20 protein-coding genes and 1 pseudogene are annotated in these 22,235 nt (G+C 64.3%); 5 read left to right on the top strand and 16 right to left on the bottom strand.

The genetic code is table 11. The annotated features are described in order from the left end of the window. The first annotated feature begins 36 nt into the window (after nucleotides 1–36). Nucleotides 37–237, top strand: a complete 201-nt coding sequence (locus FJ419_RS05540; protein ID WP_140688239.1) for a hypothetical protein — start codon at nucleotides 37–39, stop codon at nucleotides 235–237. Between the two features lie 23 nt (nucleotides 238–260). On the opposite strand, the gene FJ419_RS05535 is transcribed toward FJ419_RS05540, so the two are convergent. The 6 genes from FJ419_RS05535 to cysG all read right to left on the bottom strand — a co-directional run bounded on the left by FJ419_RS05535 (nucleotide 261) and on the right by cysG (nucleotide 6,065). Next, nucleotides 261–881 carry a DJ-1/PfpI family protein gene (locus FJ419_RS05535; RefSeq protein WP_140688236.1) on the bottom strand — a complete coding sequence of 207 codons (621 nt, stop codon included), beginning with the start codon at nucleotides 879–881 and terminating at the stop codon, nucleotides 261–263. A gap of 212 nt (nucleotides 882–1,093) precedes the next feature. Continuing rightward, nucleotides 1,094–1,627 (bottom strand): DUF934 domain-containing protein, encoded by a 534-nt coding sequence (locus tag FJ419_RS05530; protein WP_140688234.1) that lies wholly within the window; start codon nucleotides 1,625–1,627, stop codon nucleotides 1,094–1,096. A gap of 239 nt (nucleotides 1,628–1,866) precedes the next feature. Next, nucleotides 1,867–2,628: a phosphoadenylyl-sulfate reductase gene (locus FJ419_RS05525; RefSeq protein WP_140688231.1), complete on the bottom strand. Its 762-nt coding sequence runs from the start codon at nucleotides 2,626–2,628 to the stop codon at nucleotides 1,867–1,869. Then, entirely contained in the window at nucleotides 2,603–4,273 is a 1,671-nt protein-coding gene (locus tag FJ419_RS05520; protein WP_140688229.1) for a nitrite/sulfite reductase, read from the bottom strand. Before FJ419_RS05520 ends, FJ419_RS05525 begins: the two co-directional genes overlap by 26 nt. Before the next feature lie 41 nt (nucleotides 4,274–4,314). Continuing rightward, a complete protein-coding gene (locus FJ419_RS05515) occupies nucleotides 4,315–4,620 on the bottom strand; it encodes a DUF2849 domain-containing protein (protein ID WP_140688227.1) in 306 nt (101 codons plus the stop codon). Then, nucleotides 4,617–6,065 carry a siroheme synthase CysG gene (gene cysG, locus FJ419_RS05510; protein WP_140688225.1) on the bottom strand — a complete coding sequence of 483 codons (1,449 nt, stop codon included), beginning with the start codon at nucleotides 6,063–6,065 and terminating at the stop codon, nucleotides 4,617–4,619. The genes FJ419_RS05515 and cysG overlap by 4 nt, the downstream gene beginning before the upstream one ends. A 416-nt stretch (nucleotides 6,066–6,481) precedes the next feature. Here cysG and FJ419_RS05505 point away from each other — a divergent pair, with 416 nt between their 5' ends. Together FJ419_RS05505 and FJ419_RS05500 are read left to right on the top strand one after the other, a co-directional pair. Then, on the top strand, nucleotides 6,482–6,922 hold the full coding sequence (locus FJ419_RS05505; protein ID WP_140546625.1) for a host attachment family protein: 441 nt from the start codon (nucleotides 6,482–6,484) through the stop codon (nucleotides 6,920–6,922). A gap of 53 nt (nucleotides 6,923–6,975) precedes the next feature. After that, nucleotides 6,976–7,166: pseudogene (locus FJ419_RS05500) on the top strand (hypothetical protein); the annotation flags it as partial. Between the two features lie 6 nt (nucleotides 7,167–7,172). Here the strand turns inward: FJ419_RS05500 and FJ419_RS05495 are convergent. Beyond that, nucleotides 7,173–7,979 carry a helix-turn-helix transcriptional regulator gene (locus tag FJ419_RS05495; RefSeq protein WP_140688223.1) on the bottom strand — a complete coding sequence of 269 codons (807 nt, stop codon included), beginning with the start codon at nucleotides 7,977–7,979 and terminating at the stop codon, nucleotides 7,173–7,175. A gap of 105 nt (nucleotides 7,980–8,084) precedes the next feature. On the opposite strand from FJ419_RS05495, the gene FJ419_RS05490 reads away from it, so the two are divergent. Beyond that, entirely contained in the window at nucleotides 8,085–9,002 is a 918-nt protein-coding gene (locus tag FJ419_RS05490; protein ID WP_140688221.1) for a zinc-binding dehydrogenase, read from the top strand. Nucleotides 9,003–9,011: 9 nt separating this feature from the next. Here the strand turns inward: FJ419_RS05490 and FJ419_RS05485 are convergent, their stop codons facing one another. From FJ419_RS05485 to FJ419_RS05455, 7 genes are all read right to left on the bottom strand, one after another. After that, nucleotides 9,012–9,761: an SDR family oxidoreductase gene (locus FJ419_RS05485; protein ID WP_095769240.1), complete on the bottom strand. Its 750-nt coding sequence runs from the start codon at nucleotides 9,759–9,761 to the stop codon at nucleotides 9,012–9,014. 65 nt (nucleotides 9,762–9,826) lie between these two features. After that, entirely contained in the window at nucleotides 9,827–12,106 is a 2,280-nt protein-coding gene (locus FJ419_RS05480) for a transglycosylase domain-containing protein (RefSeq protein WP_140688219.1), read from the bottom strand. Nucleotides 12,107–12,306: 200 nt separating this feature from the next. Further along, on the bottom strand, nucleotides 12,307–14,274 hold the full coding sequence (locus FJ419_RS05475; protein ID WP_140688217.1) for an acyltransferase family protein: 1,968 nt from the start codon (nucleotides 14,272–14,274) through the stop codon (nucleotides 12,307–12,309). A 48-nt stretch (nucleotides 14,275–14,322) separates the two neighbouring features. Further along, nucleotides 14,323–14,469: a hypothetical protein gene (locus FJ419_RS05470; protein ID WP_140635595.1), complete on the bottom strand. Its 147-nt coding sequence runs from the start codon at nucleotides 14,467–14,469 to the stop codon at nucleotides 14,323–14,325. Nucleotides 14,470–14,530: 61 nt separating this feature from the next. Further along, nucleotides 14,531–14,737 carry a hypothetical protein gene (locus tag FJ419_RS05465; RefSeq protein ID WP_140688215.1) on the bottom strand — a complete coding sequence of 69 codons (207 nt, stop codon included), beginning with the start codon at nucleotides 14,735–14,737 and terminating at the stop codon, nucleotides 14,531–14,533. 39 nt (nucleotides 14,738–14,776) lie between these two features. Next, nucleotides 14,777–15,397 (bottom strand): ribonuclease D, encoded by a 621-nt coding sequence (locus FJ419_RS05460; protein ID WP_140688212.1) that lies wholly within the window; start codon nucleotides 15,395–15,397, stop codon nucleotides 14,777–14,779. Between the two features lie 137 nt (nucleotides 15,398–15,534). After that, entirely contained in the window at nucleotides 15,535–16,920 is a 1,386-nt protein-coding gene (locus FJ419_RS05455) for a M20/M25/M40 family metallo-hydrolase (protein ID WP_140688210.1), read from the bottom strand. Nucleotides 16,921–17,344: 424 nt separating this feature from the next. Between FJ419_RS05455 and polA the strand changes: the two genes are divergently transcribed. Continuing rightward, nucleotides 17,345–20,308 carry a DNA polymerase I gene (gene polA, locus FJ419_RS05450; protein WP_140688208.1) on the top strand — a complete coding sequence of 988 codons (2,964 nt, stop codon included), beginning with the start codon at nucleotides 17,345–17,347 and terminating at the stop codon, nucleotides 20,306–20,308. A gap of 234 nt (nucleotides 20,309–20,542) precedes the next feature. On the opposite strand, the gene FJ419_RS05445 is transcribed toward polA, so the two are convergent. Continuing rightward, entirely contained in the window at nucleotides 20,543–20,947 is a 405-nt protein-coding gene (locus FJ419_RS05445) for a Fur family transcriptional regulator (RefSeq protein ID WP_042640862.1), read from the bottom strand. A gap of 145 nt (nucleotides 20,948–21,092) precedes the next feature. Next, entirely contained in the window at nucleotides 21,093–22,139 is a 1,047-nt protein-coding gene (gene mgrA, locus FJ419_RS05440; protein ID WP_140688206.1) for an L-glyceraldehyde 3-phosphate reductase, read from the bottom strand. Between the last annotated feature and the right edge of the window lie 96 nt (nucleotides 22,140–22,235).

Below are 22,235 nucleotides of genomic sequence, written 5' to 3'. Positions count from 1 at the left end.
GCGGGAGTTTCGAAACCGACACAGGATTTTGGGACGATGAACGGCAACAACGGCCATAGGCGCGTCGAATTGGCCAACGATATCAGGCGACGGGCGGGCAGCGAAGCGACGAAGCGCTTTCTGCGCACCTTGCCGGTATTTCGCCTGGAAAGGGAAATGCCCCGGCAGTTGACCGACCTGCTTGACCGCCTCGACGGCGCCGAGGCGGAGAACCCGGACGACCCGCGGCGTCAATAGCCGCGTGCCGCAACTGACAAGTTTCAGGCCGCCTTTCTGTCGTCGCGCATCAGCACTTCGCCGTGACGGATCTCGGTGCCGAGCACCTTCAGGCATTCCCGCATGAAGGCGGCAAGGCCCGGCCAGCCCTTGGCTGAAACCAGATTGCCGTCGACATGGGCGCCGGTCGGCGCGACATCGATATAGATGCCGCCGGCGAGCGTCACTTCCGGCTCGCAATAATGCAGCGCCGCTACTTCCTTGCCGCGCACCACCCCGTCGACCGCGATCAGGATCTGCACGCCATGACAGATGGTGAAGATCGGCTTGCCGGTTTCATGGAAATGCCTGACCAGCGCCTGCACGCGCTTGTCGATGCGGATATATTCCGGCCCGCGGCCGCCCGCCGCATAGACAGCGTCATAGTCGGCAGGATTCACCTCGGCGAAGGTCTTGTTGAGGATGTAATCGTGACCGGGTTTTTCGGTATAGGTCTGGTGGCCCTCGAAGTCGTGCAATGAGGTCTTGAGCACGTCGCCGGCCTTCTTGTCCGGGCACACCACATGGACGGTGTGGCCGACCGCGTGCATGGCCTGCTCGAAGACGAAAATCTCGTATTCCTCGCTGAACTCGCCAACGAGCATCAATATCTTCTTGCCTGCCATGCCGTTTCCTCCCTTAGTGCCATTATTTCGTGGTACGAAGTAATGACCCTATCCTAAGGGCAGGTCAGCCGAAGCGGAAGCCCGAATCGCCAATGTGGTCTGACCAGACCAGCACCGCGAGCCTTCCAAACCTATCTTGAACCGAGCTGACCAACAAAATGCGTGATGCTGGTCGGACCACAGCGGTTTCATTGGCCGTATGAAATGCCGCGTCAGTTGGGGCGCTTGCGCCGCCAGGAATATTTTGGACCCTTGGCCTCCGGTTCGACCGCCGGCTGGTAGTAAAGCGGCAAGCCGCCGGTCCGGCCTTCCTCCAGCCGCTTCAAGAGCACTGGATTGGAGACCTCGAACTCATCGAAGCCGAGCCGCAGCATATGCGGCAGCTGGTCGACCAGCACCTGCCCGGTGGCGCGCACCGCGCCCTTGAATTGATGCCGGGCGCGCAGCAATTCGCCCTTGGAAAAAGAGCGGCCGTCATTGAAGGCCGGGAAGGCCAGCGCCACCAGCGACAGCTGGTCGAGCAGGCCGGTTATCTTGTCCAGCTCGTCGCCGGGCTGCAGCAGGACGCCGAGGCGCTCCTTGGCTGATTTGCGAACGTTTTCATCCAACCCGAGAAAAGCCTGCAGAGGCAGGATGAAGCGGCCGTTGCCGGCAAGCGCCTCCGCGCTTTCGGCGTGGGTCCACTCATCCTCGCGAAAACCGTCACGGGTCCAGAGGCGGGTCCCCGCTGTCGTCGATCCTGTCATCAAAAATCCCAAAGTTCCAGAGATTCCAAGGATATGTCGAGATTCAGGTCAGGCCGAGCCGAAAATGGTGGCTTCCGAGAACCGGAGCGGAGCGTACTTGAAGTACGTGAGCACCGGCCTACGCCGGCCGAAGCCTTATCTTACTCCCTCGCCACTATCATGAATGCTTCGGTCGGCGAAGGCCGGAAGCACAGGAAGTTGCCATTTGCAGGCCGGCATCACCTGAATATCGGCGTATCCTAAAGCGAGGCGTCGGTCAGCGACTTCTCCAAACCGGAGAGGTGAATGCCGCACTCGGTCTTGGCGTGTCCCGCCCAGCGGCCGCTGCGCGCATCCTCGCCAGGCTGCACCGGCTGCGTGCAGGGGAAGCAGCCGATCGAGAGATAGCCATAGGCGACCAGCGGATTTTCGCGCAGCGCATGCGCCCGCATATAGTCGGCCTGGTCCGATGTCGTCCAATGCGCCAGCGGATTGATGCGGATGCGCGAGCCGACGGCCTCGAAGACGGGCAAAGCCGTGCGCGTCGAAGCCTGGAAGCGCTTGCGCCCGGTGAACCAGGCGCGGAACGGTTCGACGCCGCGGGCCAGCGGCTCGACCTTGCGCACATTGCAGCAGGAATCGGTGTCGGTCTCGTGCAGCCTGCCGGTCGGGTCGACGCGTTGGAGCGCGGTCTCTTCCGGCTTGATCACCCTGATGTCGGTGAGGCCGAAATCGGCGACCAGCGCGTCGCGATAGCCGAGCGTCTCCTCGAAATGCTTGCCGGTGTCGAGGAAGATGACCGGCAGCGAGCGGTCGATCTCCGAAATCATGTGCAGCAGCACGGCGGAGTCCGCGCCGAAGGAAGACACCGCGGCGACCGCGCCGCGGAATTCGTGCGCCGACCGTTCGATGATCTCGATCGGCTTCAGATGGCCCAACAGCGCGTCGAGCCCCGCTGCCTCGGCGGCAACGCCGGTCTCGACTTCGCCCGTCCGGTCAAGCGGCCTTGGTTTCGCCAGCATAGAGCGCCTCCTTGAACGGCGCGGGACCGACACGGCGGTAGGCGTCGATGAAACGTTCGTCGGGACTGAGCCGAAGGCCGAGATAGGTATCGACGATCTGCTCGATGGCATCGGTGATCTCATCGGAGGAGAAGCCGCGGCCGATGATCTCGCCGACGGATGTGTTTTCGTCGGCCGAGCCGCCGAGCGTCACCTGATAGAGCTCGGTGCCTTTCTTCTCCACGCCCAGAATGCCGATATGACCGACATGGTGGTGGCCGCAGGCATTGATGCAGCCGGAGATCTTCAGCTTCAGCTCGCCGATTTCGCGCTGCCGCTCCAGCGAGGCGAAGCGGCGCGAGATTTCCTGCGCCACCGGAATCGAGCGCGCCGTGGCCAGCGCGCAATAATCGAGGCCCGGGCAGGAGATTATGTCGCTGATCAGATTGGAATTGGCTGTCGCCAGGCCGATCTCGACCAGCGCGTCGTAGACGGCCTTGAGGTCGGCGCGCGCTACATGCGGCAGGATCAGGTTCTGTTCGTGGCTGACCCGCAATTCGTCGAAGGCGTATTTCTCGGCGATGTCGGCAACCGCTTCCATCTGGCTGTCCGTTGCGTCGCCGGGCACCTCGCCGATGCCCTTGAGCGAGATGGTCACCGCCGCATAGTCGGGATGGCGATGCGTCACGACATTCTGGTCGAGCCATTCCGAAAAGCTCTTGGAATCGAGCCTGGCCTGTTTCACCGCATCATCGCCTTCCGGCCGGGAAACCAGCGCCGGCGGCGCGAAATAGGCGTTGATCGCCTGGATATCGGCTTCCGGCAGCTTGAGCTCGGCGTCCTTCAGCGCCTGCCACTCGGCCTCGACCTGCCGGGTGATCTCCTCCACGCCGGTCTCGTGCACCAGGATCTTGATGCGCGCCTTGAACTTGTTGTCGCGACGGCCATAGAGGTTGTAAACGCGCAGGATGGCCGTGCAGTAGGACAGCAACTCCGCTTCCGGCAGGAAGTCGCGGATCTTTCTCGCCACCATCGGCGTACGGCCTTGGCCGCCGCCTATATAAACGGCGAAACCCAGCTCGCCGGCCGCGTTCTTTTTCAGATGCAGGCCGATGTCATGCGTCTGGATGGCGGCGCGGTCGCGCTCGGCGCCGGTCACCGCGATCTTGAACTTGCGCGGCAGGTACGAGAACTCGGGATGCACCGACGACCATTGGCGCAGGATTTCCGCATAGGGGCGCGGATCGGCGACCTCGTCGGCGGCGGCTCCGGCGAAATGGTCGGCGGTGACGTTGCGGATGCAGTTGCCGCTGGTCTGGATGGCGTGCATCTCGACGCTCGCCAGATCGGCGAGGATCGCCGGTATGTCGGACAGCGCCGGCCAGTTGAACTGGATGTTCTGGCGCGTGGTGAAATGGCCGTAGCCCTTGTCGTACTTGCGCGCGATGTGGCCGAGCATGCGCAATTGCCTGCTGTTCAGCGTGCCGTAGGGCACGGCGATGCGCAGCATATAGGCGTGCAGCTGCAGATAGACGCCGTTCATCAGCCTGAGCGGCCGGAACTGGTCCTCGGTGATCTCGCCGGCAAGCCGGCGCTGCACCTGGTCGCTGAACTCGGCGACACGGGCGTGAACGAAATCCTGATCGAACTCGTCGTAACGGTACATGCTTCGTCTTTCAGGGCGCGTCCGCCCGCTGCTTTCGTTGGTTAAGCCGCCCGTGCCGGTTGCGGGCTCGCCTGCTTGCCGAGATCGGTGCGGATGGTCGGGCCGGCGGCGCGGATCTTTTCGCGCAGCCGCACCGGTTTGACCAGACCATCGACCATCGTGACGTCGATCAGGTTGACGTCGACCACCTCATTGTTGGCGCCGGCCGCGGCGCCGATCGCTTCCAGCCGGTCCTCCGCCGTCTTGTCATGCGCGATATCGGCGTGACCGACCGTCTCCGCCCAGCCGCCGTCGGCGTACCAGACGGCGATGCCGTCGGAGAGCCTGTTCGCGGTGAGAACCTTCATTGCCGGACTCCTTCGGCCACGGCTGAAGCCGCGCCTTCATGCTTATGTGCCGCGAGCGGCTCGGATTGTTCAAAATTGGCGCCGGCGACGGCGTCGCCGATGATCGTCATCACCGGTCCGGTGAGATCGGCGCGCTCCTCCAGCGACGGCAGGTCGGCAAGCGTGCTGTGGAAACGGCGTCGGTTGCCGAGGCTGGCATTCTCGACGACGGCGACCGCCGTGTCCGGCGACAGTCCCGCTTCGATCAGCCGGCCGGCGACTTCGGCAGCAACCGAACGGCCCATATAGACGGCGACCGTCGCGCCCGCGATGGCAAGCTTGGCCCAGTCGGGCAGCGAATTGCCCTTGAGGTCGTGGCCGGTGGTGAACACCATCGAGGACGAAACGCCGCGCAGCGTCAGCGGCAGCTCGAAATCGGCGGCGGCGGCGAAGGCAGCAGTGACGCCCGGAACCACCTCATAGGCGATCCCGGCCTCGCGCAGCGCCGCCATTTCCTCGCCGGCGCGTCCGAACACCAGCGGATCGCCGGACTTCAGCCGCACCACGCGCTTGCCGGCGCGGCCAAGCTCGATGAGCAGCGCGTTGATCTCTTCCTGGCTCTTGGAATGGCAGCCCTTGCGTTTTCCCACCGGCAGGCGCTCGGCGTCGCGGCGACTCATGGCGACGATCGCTTCCGGCACCAGCGCGTCATAGACGATGGCATCGGCCTCCAACAGCAGGCGATGCGCGCGCAAGGTCAAAAGGTCCTCGGCACCCGGACCGGCGCCGACCAGCGCGATATGTCCCTCGACCGGACCATCCTGGGCCAAGAGGTCGAGCGCCGCGCCGTGCGCCTCGGCGAGGTCGCCTGCTTCGATGGCCTTGGCCGGCGCGCCGGCGAAGAAATCGCTCCAGAAGCGGCGGCGGCGATTGCCCTTCGGCAGCGTCTCGGCGGCGGCGCGGAAGGACGCGGCAAGTGCCGCCAGCCGGCCGAGCGACGGCGACAGCATGCGGTCGATGCGCCCGCGCAGCATCTGCGCCAGAACCGGTCCGGCGCCCTCTGTGCCGATGGCGATCGCCACCGGCGCCCGGTTGACCAATGCGGGCGTGAAGAAATCGCACAGCTCTGGACGATCCACGGCGTTGACGGCAATGCCCAGCCGCCGCGCGTCCTCGACGACGCGGCGATCGAGCGCCTCGTCGCCGCTGGCGGCGAACACCAGGGCGGCACCTTGCAGATGCGCGGCCTCATAGGCGGCGTTGATGTGAACGGCGCCGGCCGACGCGATGAAATCCAGCAAGCCGTCGCTGGCATCGTCGGCAACGATGCGCAACACCGCGCTCGATTGCGAAAGCAGCCGCGCCTTGGCGAGCGCCTCCTCGCCATTGCCGACGATGGCTACGGCTTCGCCGTCGACCCGCATGAAGACGGGAAAAGCATTGAGCTTGGTGTTGGCTGGCGACATGGCGATGAGCAATACTGAAACAGTTTGGCAGTTTTACGCGGCCACGCCCAAAATCAGAAGGCAAGCACTCGCGCGCCGCCGAACGGCAGGCAATCGCTTTTTCGCAACCGCGAAGGCCAAGAGAAAAAATTTCTACTTTGAGGCTGAGACGACCAGAGCGGCATAAGAAACCGCCTTGATCCGTCGTAATTTTTAGCGCCCGACGAGGAAAGCCGCAAAACGGTTTATTCTAAATTCTACTAAGTTACTAGATTAAAGCCGACCCTGCGGGATCGGCGCTCGACCGTGTCTGCCGGAAGCGATCGAGACGCCATCGCCGGATCGGAACAATCATGCCTCGCGGCTCGTTTGCCTAGCAATCCATTTGCCGATCCCAAGCTCCATCTATCGGCAAGCAGCAGGCAAGGAGGAACGCCATGAGCATCAAGCTGAAACACGGACTGTGGGTCATCGTGGCCGATGGCGAAAAGGCGCTCTTCCTGCGCAACCGGGGCGACAGCAAGTTCCCGAACCTGGAAGTGGTGCAGGAGATGGAGCAGGACAATCCCGCCACGCGCGAGCAAGGCAGCGGAAAGCCGGGCCGGTACAGCAACGAGGGACCTCGCAGCGCCATTGAGGAGACCGACTGGCACCGTCTCGGCAAGGAACGCTTCGCCGTCGACATTGCCGACCGGCTCTACAAGCTGGCGCATCGGGGCGCGTTCGACGCGGTCGTGCTGATCGCGCCGCCGCAGGTGCTTGGCGAGATGCGCCAGAAACTGCACAAGGAGGTTTGCGAGAAGGTGCAGGCGGAAATCCCCAAGACGCTCACCAACCATACGATTCCCGACATCGAGAACCTGCTCCAGGCGGCATGAAGCGGCGAAAGGAAAGCGGCTTGGGGCAAGACAGCGTCCCGAAGCCGCCTCCCCGCGCGGCCAATCCGGGGATCGACGTCGCCCGCGCTCATTTCGACGCCGAGGTCGAGCACCTCAAAGGGCTGGGCCCGGCATCGTGACCATGGGCGAGCGCGAGATCGCCCGAGGGATCGTCGAGGTGGTGACCGGCAAGACCGTCGATCGGGCCGGGCCTGCCATGGAGATCAACCCGCAGCCCGCTTGATCGATGTCAGGCCAGGAACGCGGAACCACCATTCTGCGCGATATCGCTGAGATATTTCGCCGGCGGCTTGCCCAGCGCCTTCTTGAACATGGTGATGAAGGCGGTCACGGATTCATAACCGAGATCGCCCGACACCTGCTGCACGCTGGCGCCGGAAGACAGCTCCCTGAGCGCGACGATCAGCTGCAGCTGCTGGCGCCAGCGCCCGAAACTTAAGCCAGTCTCCTTCACGACGAGGCGTGCCAGGCTGCTCTCGCTGAGCGCCACGCGGTCCGCCCACTCCGCCAGCGTGCTGCGATCGGCGGGGTCGTCGGCCAATGCTTCGGCGATCCGACGCAGCCGCGGCTCGGCCGAGATCGGCAAATGCAATTGCTGGACAGGCATACGCGGCAGTTCCGCGAGCAGCACGCTTCCCAGGAAATTGCCGCGCGCATCGTCCGGCGCGCACTCCGACAGTTCGATGATCAGCTCGCGCAGCAGAGGCGAGATCAAAAGCGTGCAGCACCGGTCCGGCAGGTCGGCGGCGCCGGGCTCGATATAGACGAAGAAAATCCGCGCGTTCGCCGTCGCGATGTTGCTGTGTTCCATGCGGCTCGGCACCCACACCCCGCAATGCGGCGGCACCATCCAAAGCCCGCTCGGAACGCGGCAGATAACGCCGCCGCCGAGCGCGACGACGAGCTGCCCCTTGCGATGCCAATGCTCACGCGCCTCGGCCCTGGTCTCGGTGACATCGACGCCAACAGCCATCGCCGGCGCGGCCACGTCGTCGACGTCGAAATCCAGCCAGGGCCAGCGAAGCGGCTGTCTCATTCTTGACTGCTTTCAGCGATCATCTGGCTTTATCTCTAAATTCTTCGACCACGGAAGTCGATAGGCTCCAGCCAATTCCAAACGCCAATTTCAAAAGGAGGGGCCATGCTCGCTCTCGCCATTTCTTCCGACAGCCCCGACCGGCTGAAGCTCGCCGAGGTCGATCAGCCAAACTGCAATGGAAATGAAGCATTGGTGGCCGTTCATGCAACATCGTTGAATCGTGGCGAGCTGCGCCTGCTCGGCATACGACCCGACGGATGGATACCTGGCCAGGACATCGTCGGCATTGTCGAGCGCGCGGCGGCCGATGGCTCAGGCCCGACCGCGGGCACGCGCGTTGCCGCCTTGGTCGACCAGGCCGGCTGGGCTGAACGGGTGGCCGTTCCGACCGATCGTCTTGCCGTCGTGCCGGACGCAGTCAGCTTCGCCGCCGCAGCCACGCTTCCCGTGGCGGGCACGACGGCGCTGAGGACCTTGCGCCATGGTGGCAATCTCGCTGGACAGCAGGTCCTGATCACCGGCGCGAGCGGCGCGGTCGGCCGCTTCCAGGTCCAGATCGCCAGCGAGCAAGGCGCTTCAGTGACAGCGGTCGCTTCGGCCCGGCACCACGATGATCTTCGCGATCTGGGCGCCGGGCAGCTCGTCGAGTCGATCGAACTGGCCGAGGGACCCTTTTCGCTGATCACCGAGTCGGTTGGCGGCAAAAGCCTCGCCGATGCGATCGAACGCATTGCGCCCGGCGGGACCATCGTCATGTTCGGTTCGAGCAGCGGCGAGCTCACGCCTATCGGATTCCGCCAATTCGTTCCCGGCCACGAAGGCGCGCGGCTACAGACCTTCGCCTATTACACGTCCGGTTCAGCCATCGGCGCCGACATCGCCGCGCTGCTCGATCTTGTCGCGGCCGACCGGCTGGAGACCCGCGTGGCCATGACGGTGCCGTGGGCGGACATCGGCCGGGCCCTGGACGCGCTACGGCAGCGCAGCTTCAGCGGCAAGGCCGTTGTCACCATGACCTGAAGTCAGCCATCAAACGTGCTGGCCGCCATTGATGTGGATCTCCGAGCCGGTGACGTAGGACGCCTGGCCCGAGCACAGGAAGAAGATGATGTCGGCAACTTCCGAGGTGGCGCCCAGCCGTCTCAGCGGGATCGTCTCGACTATTCTGTCGGTGCCGGGCGACAGGATCGCGGTGTCGATCTCGCCCGGCGCGATGGCGTTGACGCGGATGCCGTGCGGGCCGAAATCATGCGCCATCTCGCGCGTTAGCGAGCCAAGCGCCGCTTTCGACGTCGCATAGGCCGTGCCGGCGAAAGGATGCACACGGGTGCCGGCGATCGAGGTGACATTGACAATCGAGCCTTTGGCGGCGGCGAGCTCCTTGAACAGCCCTCTTGCCAGCATGATCGGCGCGAAGAAATTGACCTGGAACACGTCGCGCCAGACATGCATCGGCGTCTCGATCGAGTCCATGCGCCTGCCGTCTTTCAGCTTCGGCGAGATGCCGGCATTGTTGACCAGGGCGTGCAGCTGCCCGCCATGCGCCTCCAGCCGGTGACGGATTTCCGAAACGGCGATGCCGACATCTTCCTGGTCGGCGAGGTCGACTTTGATGTGGTCCTCGGGGCCGGCCGGCCACGGGCAATCCTCGGCAAAGGCCTGCCGCGAGCAGGTGATGACGCGCCAGCCCTCGCGCGAAAAGCGCTTCACCGTTGCATGGCCGATACCGCGGCTGGCGCCGGTGAGCACAATGGTTTTTCTGCTGTCAGTCTCGGCCATGGTTTTGTCTCCGGCCGGACATGTAGCCGAAGGCGCTTGCCATTACGAGAGGTGAAGTTGCCGCTCTAACCGCCGCCCAGAATATCGAGGATCGAAGTCTGTCGCTTTTTCGTCGGGCCGCCGACATTGCCGGGCGGCACCGGATGCTTGATCGAGGCGGTTTCGCCGCTGTCGCTCGGCATGCCGAAGCCGGCGGCATCGACGGTCTCGGCGGGTCGCGTGGTCCGCACCGGACGCGCGGGCGCCTGGGCGACAGGCTGTGATGGAGCAGCAGGCTGTGACTGGCCGACAGCCGCGGGCGGCGCAGCCGGCGGCTGCGAGGCGTCCGCCGACGGGGTCTCGTCCGGCACGATCGTGTCGGACGGCGTCGACTTCCAGGTGCCGGGCAGCGGCCGCACCGGCACGCCCTCATGTGCGGCCACCATGAATTCGTGCCAAGCCTGCGCCGGCAGGGCGCCGCCGGTGACCTTCTTCATCGGGCTGCCGTCGTCATTGCCGAACCACACGCCCGTCGTGAGATTGGCGGTGTAGCCGACGAACCAGGCGTCGCGCGAGTTCTGGCTGGTGCCGGTCTTGCCGGCCGACGGCCAGTTGAAGGCCGCCTTCTTGGCGGTGCCGATCTCGACCGTGCCGGTCATCATCGAATTCATCATGCCGACGACATCGGCCTTGATGACGCGCGGCGCGCTGCCGCCGCTGTTCTCGTAAAGCACCTTGCCCTCGCCGGTGGTGATGCGGCGGATGAAATGGACGTCCGGCTTGTAGCCGCCATTGGCGAACGGGACATAGGCGGAAGTCAGCTCCAGCGGCGTCACCTCCGAGGTGCCGAGCGCGATCGAGGTGTTGGCCTGCAGGTCGGACTGGATGCCCATGCGATGCGCTGCTTCCACCACCGCGTCGGGCCCGACTTCCATGGTGAGCTGCGCCGCCACCGAATTCAGCGACTTGGCCAGCGCCGTCGCCAGCGTCACCTTGCCGTAATATTTGCCGCCGTAATTGTCCGGCGTCCATTTGCCGATCTTGATCGGCGCGTCGTTGCGCACGCTGTCCGGCGTGCGGCCGGCCTCCAGCGCCGCCATGTAGACAAATGGCTTGAAGGCCGAGCCTGGCTGCCGGCGCGCTTCCGAGGCGCGGTCGAACTGGCTGGTCGAATAATCATAGCCGCCGACCATGGCGCGCACCGCGCCGGAATCGTCGATCGACACCAGCGCGCCCTGCGTGACGTTGAGCTTCTTGCCGCTTTCGTCGATCAGCCGGCGGATCGATTGTTCGGCAAGCTTCTGCAGGGTCAAGTCGACAGTGGTGTCGACGATGATGTCGCCGCGCACGTCGCCGATGAGATCGGGAAGCTCCTCCATCACCGTGTCGGCGACATAGTTCTCGGAGCCGGTCCAGTAGGACGGCGCGCGCGTCGCCGGCGCGCTCAGCGCCACCTTGTATTCCTTGTCGCTGATCTTGCCTTCCGCGCGCATGGCCGCGAGCACGAGCTGCGCCCGCTCCTCGGCCGCCTTCGGGTCGCGCGCCGGCGAAAGCTTGGACGGTGCCTTGAGCAGGCCCGCCAGCAGTGCTGCCTCGGAAAGGCTCACGTCGCGCGCGCTCTTGCCGAAATAGCGCCGCGAAGCCGCTTCCACGCCATAGGCTCCGGATCCGAAATAAACCCGGTTGAGGTACATTTCGAGGATCTGGTCCTTGCTGTGCTTGTGCTCCAGCCACAGCGCCAGAAGCACTTCCTGCACCTTGCGTTCCAGCGTGCGGTCCGGCGTCAGGAACAGGTTCTTGGCCAGCTGCTGCGTCAGCGTCGAGCCGCCCTGGGAGAAATGGCCGCCGAGAACATTGGTGACCATGGCGCGGGAAAGCCCGATCGGATCGATGCCGAAATGCGAATAGAAGCGGCGGTCCTCGATGGCGACGACGGCTTGCGGGATGTAAGGCGACATTTCGTGCAGGCCGACGGCCTCGCCGCCCGACATGCCGCGATTGGCGATCAGCCCGCCATCGACCGAGACGATCTTGATGTTGGGCGCGCGGTCGGGGATCGACCAGGTGGTCGCCGCCGGCATCTTGGCGCCGTAATAGACGACGATGCCGGCCGCAGCGATGCCGCCCCAGATACAGAGCACGAAGCACCAGTAGACCAGGCGGGTGGCGATGCCGAGCAAGCCCCGCCGGCTTCCGCCCCGCCCGCGGCGTGAGATTTTCGCCTTGGCGGATTTGCCTTTTGCTGTGGATTTACGGGTGCGCGGCACGACGCGATCCTCCTCGCTCACCGAAAAGCCTTCGGAGGATTTCGCGCGCGGCGCCTCCTCGAAGCTCGGTTCGATGCGACTGTCTCTGCGGTTCGCCATGCGCTCTTGCTAGCTTGCCCCCGGGTGCCGATGGCGTTCGGGTTGAAGACTAGATGCGGCGATTTAAGGGCGGGTTAAAGCAGGGTTTATGCAGCCTTGTGAAAACCCTTAGGATTTTCTAAATCCAACGGCATCGCACCATCCTTCGCTGTCGAATCGATCGCCTGCGGGACGCCGTATCATCGCGGGCGGACGGTTGCTCAAAGTCCCGCTGCCTTTGCCAGATAAGGCGCCAGCGCCAGCGCGTAGGTTGCCGTGAGATGATGGTTGTCGCGCAGCACGACGATGTTGCCGACCACCGCCGGGCAGCTCTCCTCGCTGCATAGCGCATCGTTCATGTCGACCAATGTCACCCCGGCCACGGACCGGGCGGCGAGCGCGTAGATGTTTTGCCGTTCGACCTCGGCGCGCGGATTGATGCATTTGGCCGGGTCCGTGCCCAGGCAGGTGCGCGGGTCGAACAGGCTGAAAGGTGTGTTGCGGATGGCGATGACGCGCACGCCCTGATTTGTGAGCTCGCCCCAGACGCTGCGCAATCCCTCAATCATCGCACCTTGGGTAACGCTGGTATAGTTGCTCTGGCTGGTGATCACGAAATCGGGCTTCAATTTGGCGATTTCGGCGAGAACTTTCTCCCGCCACAGCGCGCATTGCTCGTACGGCTTGGCGTCGTCAAGGATGGTGACCCGGGTTACCGGGCATGCCGCCTTGGTGAAGGTGACGAGCCTCCAATTTCTGTCCTTGGCGATTTTGTCGACTGCCGGCACCCATTGCGCCGCGTGGGAATCGCCCATCACGACGATGGTTCTCGTCCCCGCCGGGTCGCCGAGCAGGCAACCGGTCGCGTCAGTTCCCTTCTGCTCCTGGTGACATTTCATCGTGTAGATGATGGGCACATCGCTGCCGATCTTGCTCAAGGGCGGCAATGGCTTGACACCGTCGGGAACGGCAGCGTTCGCCTGCAAGGCAGCAGGTCCCGGATAATTCGGCGTTCCAATCAGGCCGGTATCGATGGGCTGCCGGTCGATCGCATGGACGAGTCCGCCGGCCACCGCCACGCACAACCCCACCGCCACAGTGCCGTCGATCAGCGGCCGCCATGCCAGGGACGAGCGCGAATGGCGATAGGGCTGTTCGACGAAGCGGTAGGAGAGTTCGGAAACCACCAGGGTGGCGGCGATCAGCAGAAGACCATCGGCAAGATTGATCGCGCCGCGCTGCGCGACGTAAAAAATGATCAGCGGCCAATGCCACAGATAGATCGAATAAGAGCGATCGCCGACATAGCGCAGCATGGCGATGTCGAGCCCACGGAAGCGGCCCATGCGTACGCCGCCGGCCGCAATGATCAATGCCGCGCCAAGTGTCGGCAGCAGCGCCTTGAAGCCCGGAAAATCGGTCGACCTTGAAAACAGCATCGCCGATGCGAGCGCCGCCAAGATGCCGGCGACAGCCATCGCTGTCCGCACGCGGCCGTTTGGCCGGAAGCGGTCGGGGATGAGCGCCAGCAGCCCACCGAGGGCCAGCTCCCAGACCCGCGTATGGCTGACGAAATAGGCCCAAGCCGGATCGGATCGGGTGAGAGCGACGGAAGCCGCGAGCGAGCCCGCCATGACCACGCCGAGCACGAAGACGAGCGTCTGCATCGGCGAATGTCCGCGACGCCTGGCGCACCACAGCGCCGCCATCATAAGCAGCGGCCAGGCGATATAGAACTGCTCCTCGATCGACAGCGACCAGAAATGCTGCACGGGGCTCGGCGCGTCCTCGGCACCGAGATAATCCACGGCCTGTTCGGCAAGCCGCCAGTTCTGCATGTAGAGCGCGCTTGCGATCACCTGTCTGGCGGTTTCTTCCCACCATGCGTCCGACACGAACAGCAGCGTTCCTGCGAGCGTGACCAAGAGGGCGACGATCGCCGCCGGCAGCAGCCGCCTGACCCGGCGCGTGTAAAAGCCGGCCAGCGAGATGCCGTCCTCGCTGAGCGCCATGCGGGTGAGCAGGCCGGTGATCAGGAAGCCGGAGATGACGAAGAAGATGTCGACCCCGACATAGCCGCCGGGAAGCGCTGCCGGCCAGATGTGGAAAATCACCACAAAGGCGACGGCAAGCCCGCGCAGCCCCTGTATCTCCGGCCGAAATCCCCCCGGCGCAATGTCGTCTCGCAAAGCCGGTCTAGCCCCTCACGGCGCCGGTCTCCCGGCTGGCCACCATGGTCAATTCTGCTGGATCGAAATGCCCTTGTCGTCGATCTTGAGCTCGACGCCTTTTGGCCTGGTCTGCTCGCGATAGACATAGATGCCGAGCGCGATGACAACCGCGACCAGCGCACCGATGACGAGATAGAGCGTGTTCTGCCTCATTGCGCCCCCCTTGTTGCGGCCGAGCCTCGTGCCCGCTTTGAAATTGTCGGGCCAGGATCGCCTACTGCTCGTCGTTCCCATGATCGGATGCCGGCCGCCAGCTCGTCGGATCGACCTTCTTCTGCGTGTCGCTGTCGGTGTAGACCCACCAGCCGCCGTCGCGATATTGCCCGACGGATTCGTTGACGACGCCGTCGCGGTCCTTCCACATGATCGTTACTTTGGAGCCGTCCTTCGGCGCGCTTTCTATCGGTCTGCGCTCTGCCATTTCACTTCTCCACGGGCTGGGTCGACGGACCTTCGTCCCTCAACTATGCGCGAAAATATCTTCCTCAGCCCAGCCCATAAGGTCGAGCTTGGCGCGCGTCGGCAGGAAACGGAAGCAGGCGTCCGCCTCCTTGGTGCGGTTCTCGCGCGCCAGGCGCGCGCCCAGCACCTCGCGCAGCCTGTGCAGGTAGAGCACGTCCGAGGCGGCATATTCGAGCTGTTCGGGCGAGAGCATTTCGGCCGCCCAGTCGGAGGATTGCTGCACCTTGGACAGGCCGATGCCGAGCAGTTCGCCGCAGAGATCCTTCAGCCCGTGGCGGTCGGTATAGGTGCGGGTGAGCCGCGAGGCGATCTTGGTGCAGAACACCGGCTCGGCCATCACGCCGAAGGCATGGTAGAGCACGGCGATGTCGAAGCGGCCGTAGTGAAACAGCTTGGTGATCGTGTTGTTTCGCAACAGGCTGGCGAGGTTCGGCGCCTCCTTCTGGCCTGGTGCGATCTGGATGACATCGGCGCTGCCGTCGCCGGGCGAAATCTGCACCACGCAGAGCCGGTCGCGATGCGGGTTGAGCCCCAGCGTTTCCGTGTCGATGGCCACCGCCCCGACATTGTATCGCGACAGGTCGGGCAGATCGTTTTTGTGGAAACGGATATCGGTCATTCTCTTCTCCGGGTCGCGCCTGCGCGCGTTGCGCATCCTCGCAACGCCGCAGCACTTCGCGCTAGCTAATTCGTCCTCGCCGCGATCCGGAGAAAAATCAACAGAAAGTTGAATCTCAAGGCTTTCGTGATTTTCGCTCAGCGGGTCAGCGCGTCGAGAATGCGCGCCCAGGACCGCTGCCCCTTGTGGAACGAGGTCAGCTCATACTTCTCGTTCGGCGAATGAATGCGGTCGTCGTCGAGGCCGAAGCCGACCAGCAGCGATTCCATGCCGAGATAGGTCTGGAAATCGCCGACCACGGGAATGGAGCCGCCACCGCCGGTGGTGACCGCCTGCTTCTCCCATTCGTCGGACAGCGCATCCTTGGCCTTGGCCAGGAACGGCGAATCGTAGGAAAGCTGGATCGCCGGCGAGCCGCCATGCGGGTGGAATTCGACCGAGCAATCGGCCGGGATGCGCTCGCGCACGAAGGCCTGGAAGGCGGCGCGGATCTTCTTCGGATCCTGCTTGTGCACTAGCCGGAACGACACTTTCGCCGACGCTTGCGCCGAGATCACCGTCTTGAAACCCTTGCCGGTATAACCGCCGATGATGCCGTTAAATTCGGCCGTCGGCCGCGCCCAGGTGAGCTCGAGCAGCGAGCGCCCCTTCTCGCCGGCCGGAATGGAGAGGCCGACTGGTCCGAGGAAGGTCTCGGCCGTCTCGCCAAGTCCCTCCCAGGATTTCAGCACCTGCGAAGGCGTCTCCTCGACGCCGTCATAGAAGCCTGGAATGGTGATGTGGCCGTCCTTGTCGTGAATATCGGCCAGCACCTTGGCCAGGATCCGGATCGGATTGGCGGCGGGACCGCCATAGAGGCCCGAATGCAGGTCGCGGTTGGCCGCCTTGACGGTGACCTCCTCGCCGACCATGCCGCGCAGCGACACGCAGATCGACGGCGTCTCGCGGTTCCACATGCTGGTGTCGCAGACCAGCGCGAAATCCGCCTTCAGCTCGGCGGCGTTGGCTTCCAGGAACGGCTTCAGCGACGGCGAGCCGGATTCCTCCTCGCCCTCGAACAGGATGGTGACGCGGCAGGGCAGGTTGCCATGCACCTGCTTCCACGCGCGGCAGGCCTCGACGAAGGTCATCAACTGCCCCTTGTCGTCGGCCGAGCCGCGCCCGGTGATCACCTTGCGGCCGGGCTCGAGCTCCTTGACCGACGGCGCGAACGGATCGGTTTCCCACAATTCGATCGGATCGACCGGCTGGACGTCGTAGTGGCCGTAGAACAGCACATGCGGCGCGCCCTCCGGTCCCTCGTGATGCGCCACCACCATCGGATGTCCGGGCGTATCGCGCATACTGGCGTCGAAGCCGATCAGCTTGAGCTCGGCGACCAGCCATTCGGCACCCGTGCGGCAATCGGCGGCAAAGGCCGGATCGGTGGAGATCGACCTGATGCCGAGCAGGCCGAACAGCCGCTCCAGGCTCTGGTCGAGATTCTGGTCGAGACGGTCGAGGACGGGGGAGATTCTGGACATGCGCTTTGCCTTTCGATTTGGGCAGACCCTAAAGGGCCATGCCGAAAACGAAAAGCCCGCGATCATTGGACCAAGCGGGAAAGGCTTGCCTGAAGGCAAAAAAGAACCGCCGTGGTGGAGGGGGAACCACGGCGGTCTTTACTCGAAACGATGCGGCAGCCCGGAGAGGGGGGATAGGCTGCCGCAATTGCCCGGGATAGGCGGGGGACGGGCCTTACTCCGGACTTCGGCGAAAAACTGCCGATGACGTGTATTTGGGTCCGTGAACATGGCGATTCAAGGGCACGAAAATTACACTTTTGTAACATGCCCGTGAGCGGCAAATTTCCAACCGGACAGGATGTGTCAGGGGTGTTGCCCGAACCGGTGGGTTCCACAGCCTTAGCCATGGACCGCGAAGCCGGGCCGCGCTATCCCTGCCGGCATGAAAAAAGGCGATCACCTCTTCCTCGTCGACGGCTCCGGCTACATTTTCCGCGCCTATCACGCGCTGCCGCCGCTCAACCGCAAATCCGACGGCCTGCCGACCAGCGCCGTGCTCGGCTTCTGCAACATGGTGTGGAAGCTGATGCAGGACGCCCGCAACACCGATGTCGGCGTGGTGCCGACGCATTTCGCCGTCATCTTCGACTATTCGTCGAAAACCTTCCGCAGCGATCTCTACCCCGAATACAAGGCCAACCGCTCCGCGCCGCCGGAAGACCTGATCCCGCAATTCGGCCTGATCCGCCAGGCGACCGCGGCCTTCAATGTCCCTTGCATAGAGACGGAGGGTTTTGAGGCCGACGATATCATCGCGACTTATTGCCGGCTGGCTTGCGAAGCCGGCGCCGATACCACCATCATCTCCTCCGACAAGGATCTGATGCAGCTGGTCGGTCCGACCGTCGGCATGTACGACCCGATGAAGGATCGCCAGATCGGCATTCCCGAGGTGATCGAGAAATGGGGCGTGCCGCCCGAAAAGATGATCGACCTGCAGGCGCTGACCGGCGACTCGGTCGACAACGTCCCGGGCGTGCCCGGCATTGGCCCGAAAACCGCGGCGCAATTGCTCGAACAGTTCGGCGACCTTGACGGGCTGCTGGCGCGCGCTTCCGAGATCAAGCAGGACAAGCGCCGCGAGACCATCATCGCCAATGCCGACAAGGCGCGCATCTCGCGCGAGTTGGTGACGTTGAAGAACGACGTACCGCTAAGGGAAGGATTGGACGACCTTGTCCTGCATGCGCCGGATGGCCCGAAGCTGATCGGCTTCCTGAAGACGATGGAGTTCACCACGCTGACCCGACGCGTCGCCGAAGCGACCGCAACGGACGTTGGCGACGTCCAGGCCACCGCCGTCACAATCGAGCGCGCCGATACCGCGCATGGCCCCGATGTCGGCGCCGGCGCACCGCCGGTGCCAAGGCCGGCGGCCGCGCCGAACGATGCTTTAAAACCGGCTGCGCCGGTCAGGGGCGAGGACGCGCCGCCGCAAGGCGACACCCCATCGCTCCTCTCTGCCCTGCGGCTGGAGCAGGCGGCCGCTCGCAAGATCGACCCTTCGGCCTATGCGCCCATTCGCGACGCGGCAGCGCTCGAGGCCTGGATAGCCGAAGCCCGCGAGGCCGGTGTCCTTGCGTTCGACGCCGAGACCAGCTCGTCCGACCCGATGCGGGCGGACCTGATCGGCCTTTCCATGGCGCTCGCGCCTGGCCGCGCCGTCTATGTGCCGCTCGCCCACAAGAGCGGCAATGGCGACCTGCTCGGCGGCGGCATGCTGGAGAACCAGATCCCGGTCCGCAAGGCGCTGGCGCTGCTGAAGCCGCTGCTTGAGGACCGATCGGTCCTCAAGATCGTCCAGGATATGAAATACGACATCGTCGTGATGAGCCGGCACGGCATCGAGGTCGGCCCGTTCGACGACACGATGCTGATCTCCTACGTGCTCGACGCGGGCACATCCGGCGGTCACGACCTCGTCTCGCTATCGGAGAAGTGGCTCGGCCACGCGCCGGCCTCGAAGAAGGAACTCGCCGGCTCGGGTAAGAGCGCCATCGGCTTCGATCAGGTCGATATCGAACGCGCGACCGCCTATGCCGGCGAGCAGGCCGACCTGGCGCTCCAGCTCTGGCAGGTGCTGAAGCCGAGACTGGCCGCCAAGGGCCTCGTTTCCGTCTATGAGCGTCTGGAGCGGCCGCTGGTGCCGGTGCTCGCCCGCATGGAGCAGCGCGGCATCTCGGTCGACCGCCAGATCCTGTCGCGGCTCTCCGGCGAATTGGCGCAGGGCGCGGCTCGCGTCGAGGAAGAGATCTACGGGATCGTCGGCGAGCGCATCAACATCGGCTCACCGAAACAGCTCGGCGACATATTGTTCGGCAAGATGGGCCTGCCGGGCGGCTCGAAGACCAAGACCGGTCAATGGTCGACCTCGGCACAGCTTTTGGAAGATCTCGCCGCCGAGGGCCACGAGCTGCCGCGCAAGATCGTCGACTGGCGCCAGCTCACCAAGCTGAAATCGACCTATACCGACGCGCTGCCCGGTTTCATCAACCCCGGCACCAACCGCGTCCACACTTCCTATGCGCTGGCAGCGACCACCACCGGGCGCCTGTCGTCCTCCGACCCCAATCTGCAGAACATCCCGGTGCGCACGGCGGAAGGGCGCAAGATCAGGACCGCCTTTATTGCGGAGAAAGGCCACAAGCTGGTCTCGGCCGACTACAGCCAGATCGAGCTCCGCGTGCTTGCCCATGTCGCCGAAATCCCGCAGCTCAAGCAGGCCTTCGCCGACGGCGCCGACATCCATGCCATCACCGCGTCGGAAATGTTCAACGTGCCGGTCGAAGGCATGCCTTCGGAGGTGCGCCGGCGCGCCAAGGCGATCAATTTCGGCATCATCTACGGCATCTCGGCCTTCGGCCTCGCCAACCAGCTGTCGATCCCGCGCGAGGAGGCGGGCGCCTACATCAAACGCTATTTCGAGCGTTTTCCCGGCATCCGGGACTATATCGAGGAGACCAAGGCCTATGCGCGGGAGAACGGTTTCGTCGAGACGATCTTCGGCCGCCGCATCCACTATCCGGAGATAAGGGCTTCCAACCCGTCGGTGCGCGCCTTCAACGAGCGCGCCTCAATCAACGCCAGACTCCAAGGCACCGCCGCCGACATCATCCGCCGCGCCATGGTCCATATGGAAGAAGCGCTGGAGAAGGCGAAGCTCTCCGCCCGCATGCTGTTGCAGGTGCATGACGAGCTGATCTTCGAGACAGTCGAAGCGGAGGTCGAGGCGACAATCCCCGTCGTGCGCCGCGTCATGGAAAACGCGCCGATGCCGGCGGTCTCGATGTCGGTGCCGCTGCATGTCGACGCGCGAGCGGCGAACAACTGGGACGAGGCGCATTGACGCCTCACGTTCGTTCGTCATCCACGGGCGGAGCAAGGAGCGAAGCGACGCGGCGAAGACCCGAGGATCCATGCCGTGACGCAGGCCGTAAAACGCGGCGGTTGCGGAGAGCCTTGCCAGGCTCTTTGATCCAGATTCTGCGGCGTGGCGGCGCGTGCGTGTCACGGCATGGATACCAGGGTCTGCGCGCGTCGCTTCGCTCCTTGCTTCGCCCTAGTATGACGAAGTGATGGCTTACGCCGCCTCAGCCCTACACTTGGCGCACACACCGCGAAACTCGATCACCGCCTTCTTGGCCGCAAATCCCGTCGAGCGCACCCATTCGTCCAGCCGGTGGCCGACGTCGTGGTCGGACATCTCGGTCACCTGGCCGCAATTGTCGCAAATGGCGAAGGCCGTCATCGAATGGCTGTGGTCGTGCGGCTCGGCGCAGGCGACGAAGGAGTTGAGGCTTTCGAGCCGATGCACGAAGCCGGACTTCACCAGCGTGTCGAGCGCCCGGTAGACCTGCAGCGGCGCGCGGAAACCGCGCTCGCGCAGCTGGTCGAGCAAAGTATAGGCGCTGAGCGGCCCGCTGGACGCCTCGAGCTTCTCGAGCACGCAGAGCTGGTTCTTGGTCAGCGCATCTCTTGCCGTCATCTTGTTCGCCCAATCGACGCTCGCGGCAGATCTCGCGAACGACTTCAATTCCCCTGAGATAACGACGAACGAGCGATTTTGCCACTGTTTCCGCAGCGCATCCCTTCTGGTGCGCGCCCCGACGAGATGATTCGCCAGCTGATCGCTACTTGCGCGGCGGCCCCTTGCGTTCGGCCGAAGCCGCCCAGAGGTTGATGTCGGACTCGCGGGCGTGGCTGTCGATCTCGGCCAGCTCGGCGTCGGAGAACTCGAGCGCCTTGAGCGCGCCGACGCAATCCTCGACCTGTTCCGGCCGGCTGGCCCCGATCAGCGCCGTGGTCACGCGGCCTTTGCGCAGCACCCAGGCCAGCGCCATCTGCGCCAAGGTCTGGCCGCGGCGGCCGGCAATGGCGTTGAGCGCCTTGATGTTGACGATCGACTTGTCGTTGATGAAGGCCGGTCGCAACGACTTGCCCTGGGATGCGCGGCTGCCCTCGGGGATGCCGCCGAGATATTTGTCGGTCAGCATGCCCTGCGCCAGCGGCGAGAACACGATCGAGCCGATGCCGAGCCCCTCCAGCGTGTCGAGCAGCCCATCCTCCTCGACCCAGCGGTTGAGCATCGAATAGCTCGGCTGGTGGATGAGGCAAGGGGTGCCGAGCTGGCGCAAAATGTCGGCTGCTTCCCGCGTGCGCTGCGAGTTGTAGGACGAGATGCCGGCATAGAGCGCCTTGCCCGAGCGCACCGCGTGGTCGAGCGCGCCCATCGTTTCTTCGAGCGGCGTCTCGGGATCGAAACGGTGCGAATAGAAGATATCGACATAGTCGAGCCCCATGCGCTTGAGGCTCTGGTCGAGGCTGGCCAGCACATATTTGCGGCTGCCCCATTCGCCGTACGGACCGGCCCACATCTCGTAGCCGGCCTTGGTCGAGATGATCATCTCGTCGCGATAGGCGGCGAAATCGGTGCGCAGAATCTCGCCGAACGCGGTTTCCGCCGAGCCGGGCGGCGGGCCGTAATTGTTGGCGAGATCGAAATGCGTGATACCGAGGTCGAAGGCCTTGCGCACGATCGCCTGCTTGGTCCTGTGCGGCGTATCGTTGCCGAAATTGTGCCATAGCCCGAGCGAGATCGCCGGCAGCTTCACGCCGGACCGTCCGCAGCGATTATAGATCATCTTCTCGTAGCGGTTTTCGGCGGCGACATAGGGCATGGGAAATCCTCGGGATCGAAACGGCGCGGCGACCACCGCCAACCTGATTTGAATCGATGCTTGCCCCTAACCCTTACCCTCTCCCCGCCGGAACGG

Origin of the sequence: Mesorhizobium sp. B2-6-2 (assembly GCF_006440615.1) — a bacterium.
GTDB lineage: Bacteria > Pseudomonadota > Alphaproteobacteria > Rhizobiales > Rhizobiaceae > Mesorhizobium.
Note: the sequence above shows the minus strand (reverse complement) of the source record. Positions and strands in the feature narration are given on the sequence as shown.

Bases quoted from the DNA above. Each gene is read 5' to 3' on its own strand.
- FJ419_RS05540 (WP_140688239.1), top strand. From the start codon at position 37: ATGAACGGCAACAACGGCCATAGGCGCGTCGAATTGGCCAACGATATC.
- FJ419_RS05535 (WP_140688236.1), bottom strand. From the start codon at position 881: ATGGCAGGCAAGAAGATATTGATGCTCGTTGGCGAGTTCAGCGAGGAA.
- FJ419_RS05530 (WP_140688234.1), bottom strand. From the start codon at position 1,627: ATGACAGGATCGACGACAGCGGGGACCCGCCTCTGGACCCGTGACGGT.
- FJ419_RS05525 (WP_140688231.1), bottom strand. From the start codon at position 2,628: ATGCTGGCGAAACCAAGGCCGCTTGACCGGACGGGCGAAGTCGAGACC.
- FJ419_RS05520 (WP_140688229.1), bottom strand. From the start codon at position 4,273: ATGTACCGTTACGACGAGTTCGATCAGGATTTCGTTCACGCCCGTGTC.
- FJ419_RS05515 (WP_140688227.1), bottom strand. From the start codon at position 4,620: ATGAAGGTTCTCACCGCGAACAGGCTCTCCGACGGCATCGCCGTCTGG.
- cysG (WP_140688225.1), bottom strand. From the start codon at position 6,065: ATGTCGCCAGCCAACACCAAGCTCAATGCTTTTCCCGTCTTCATGCGG.
- FJ419_RS05505 (WP_140546625.1), top strand. From the start codon at position 6,482: ATGAGCATCAAGCTGAAACACGGACTGTGGGTCATCGTGGCCGATGGC.
- FJ419_RS05495 (WP_140688223.1), bottom strand. From the start codon at position 7,979: ATGAGACAGCCGCTTCGCTGGCCCTGGCTGGATTTCGACGTCGACGAC.
- FJ419_RS05490 (WP_140688221.1), top strand. From the start codon at position 8,085: ATGCTCGCTCTCGCCATTTCTTCCGACAGCCCCGACCGGCTGAAGCTC.
- FJ419_RS05485 (WP_095769240.1), bottom strand. From the start codon at position 9,761: ATGGCCGAGACTGACAGCAGAAAAACCATTGTGCTCACCGGCGCCAGC.
- FJ419_RS05480 (WP_140688219.1), bottom strand. From the start codon at position 12,106: ATGGCGAACCGCAGAGACAGTCGCATCGAACCGAGCTTCGAGGAGGCG.
- FJ419_RS05470 (WP_140635595.1), bottom strand. From the start codon at position 14,469: ATGAGGCAGAACACGCTCTATCTCGTCATCGGTGCGCTGGTCGCGGTT.
- FJ419_RS05465 (WP_140688215.1), bottom strand. From the start codon at position 14,737: ATGGCAGAGCGCAGACCGATAGAAAGCGCGCCGAAGGACGGCTCCAAA.
- FJ419_RS05460 (WP_140688212.1), bottom strand. From the start codon at position 15,397: ATGACCGATATCCGTTTCCACAAAAACGATCTGCCCGACCTGTCGCGA.
- FJ419_RS05455 (WP_140688210.1), bottom strand. From the start codon at position 16,920: ATGTCCAGAATCTCCCCCGTCCTCGACCGTCTCGACCAGAATCTCGAC.
- polA (WP_140688208.1), top strand. From the start codon at position 17,345: ATGAAAAAAGGCGATCACCTCTTCCTCGTCGACGGCTCCGGCTACATT.
- FJ419_RS05445 (WP_042640862.1), bottom strand. From the start codon at position 20,947: ATGACGGCAAGAGATGCGCTGACCAAGAACCAGCTCTGCGTGCTCGAG.
- mgrA (WP_140688206.1), bottom strand. From the start codon at position 22,139: ATGCCCTATGTCGCCGCCGAAAACCGCTACGAGAAGATGATCTATAAT.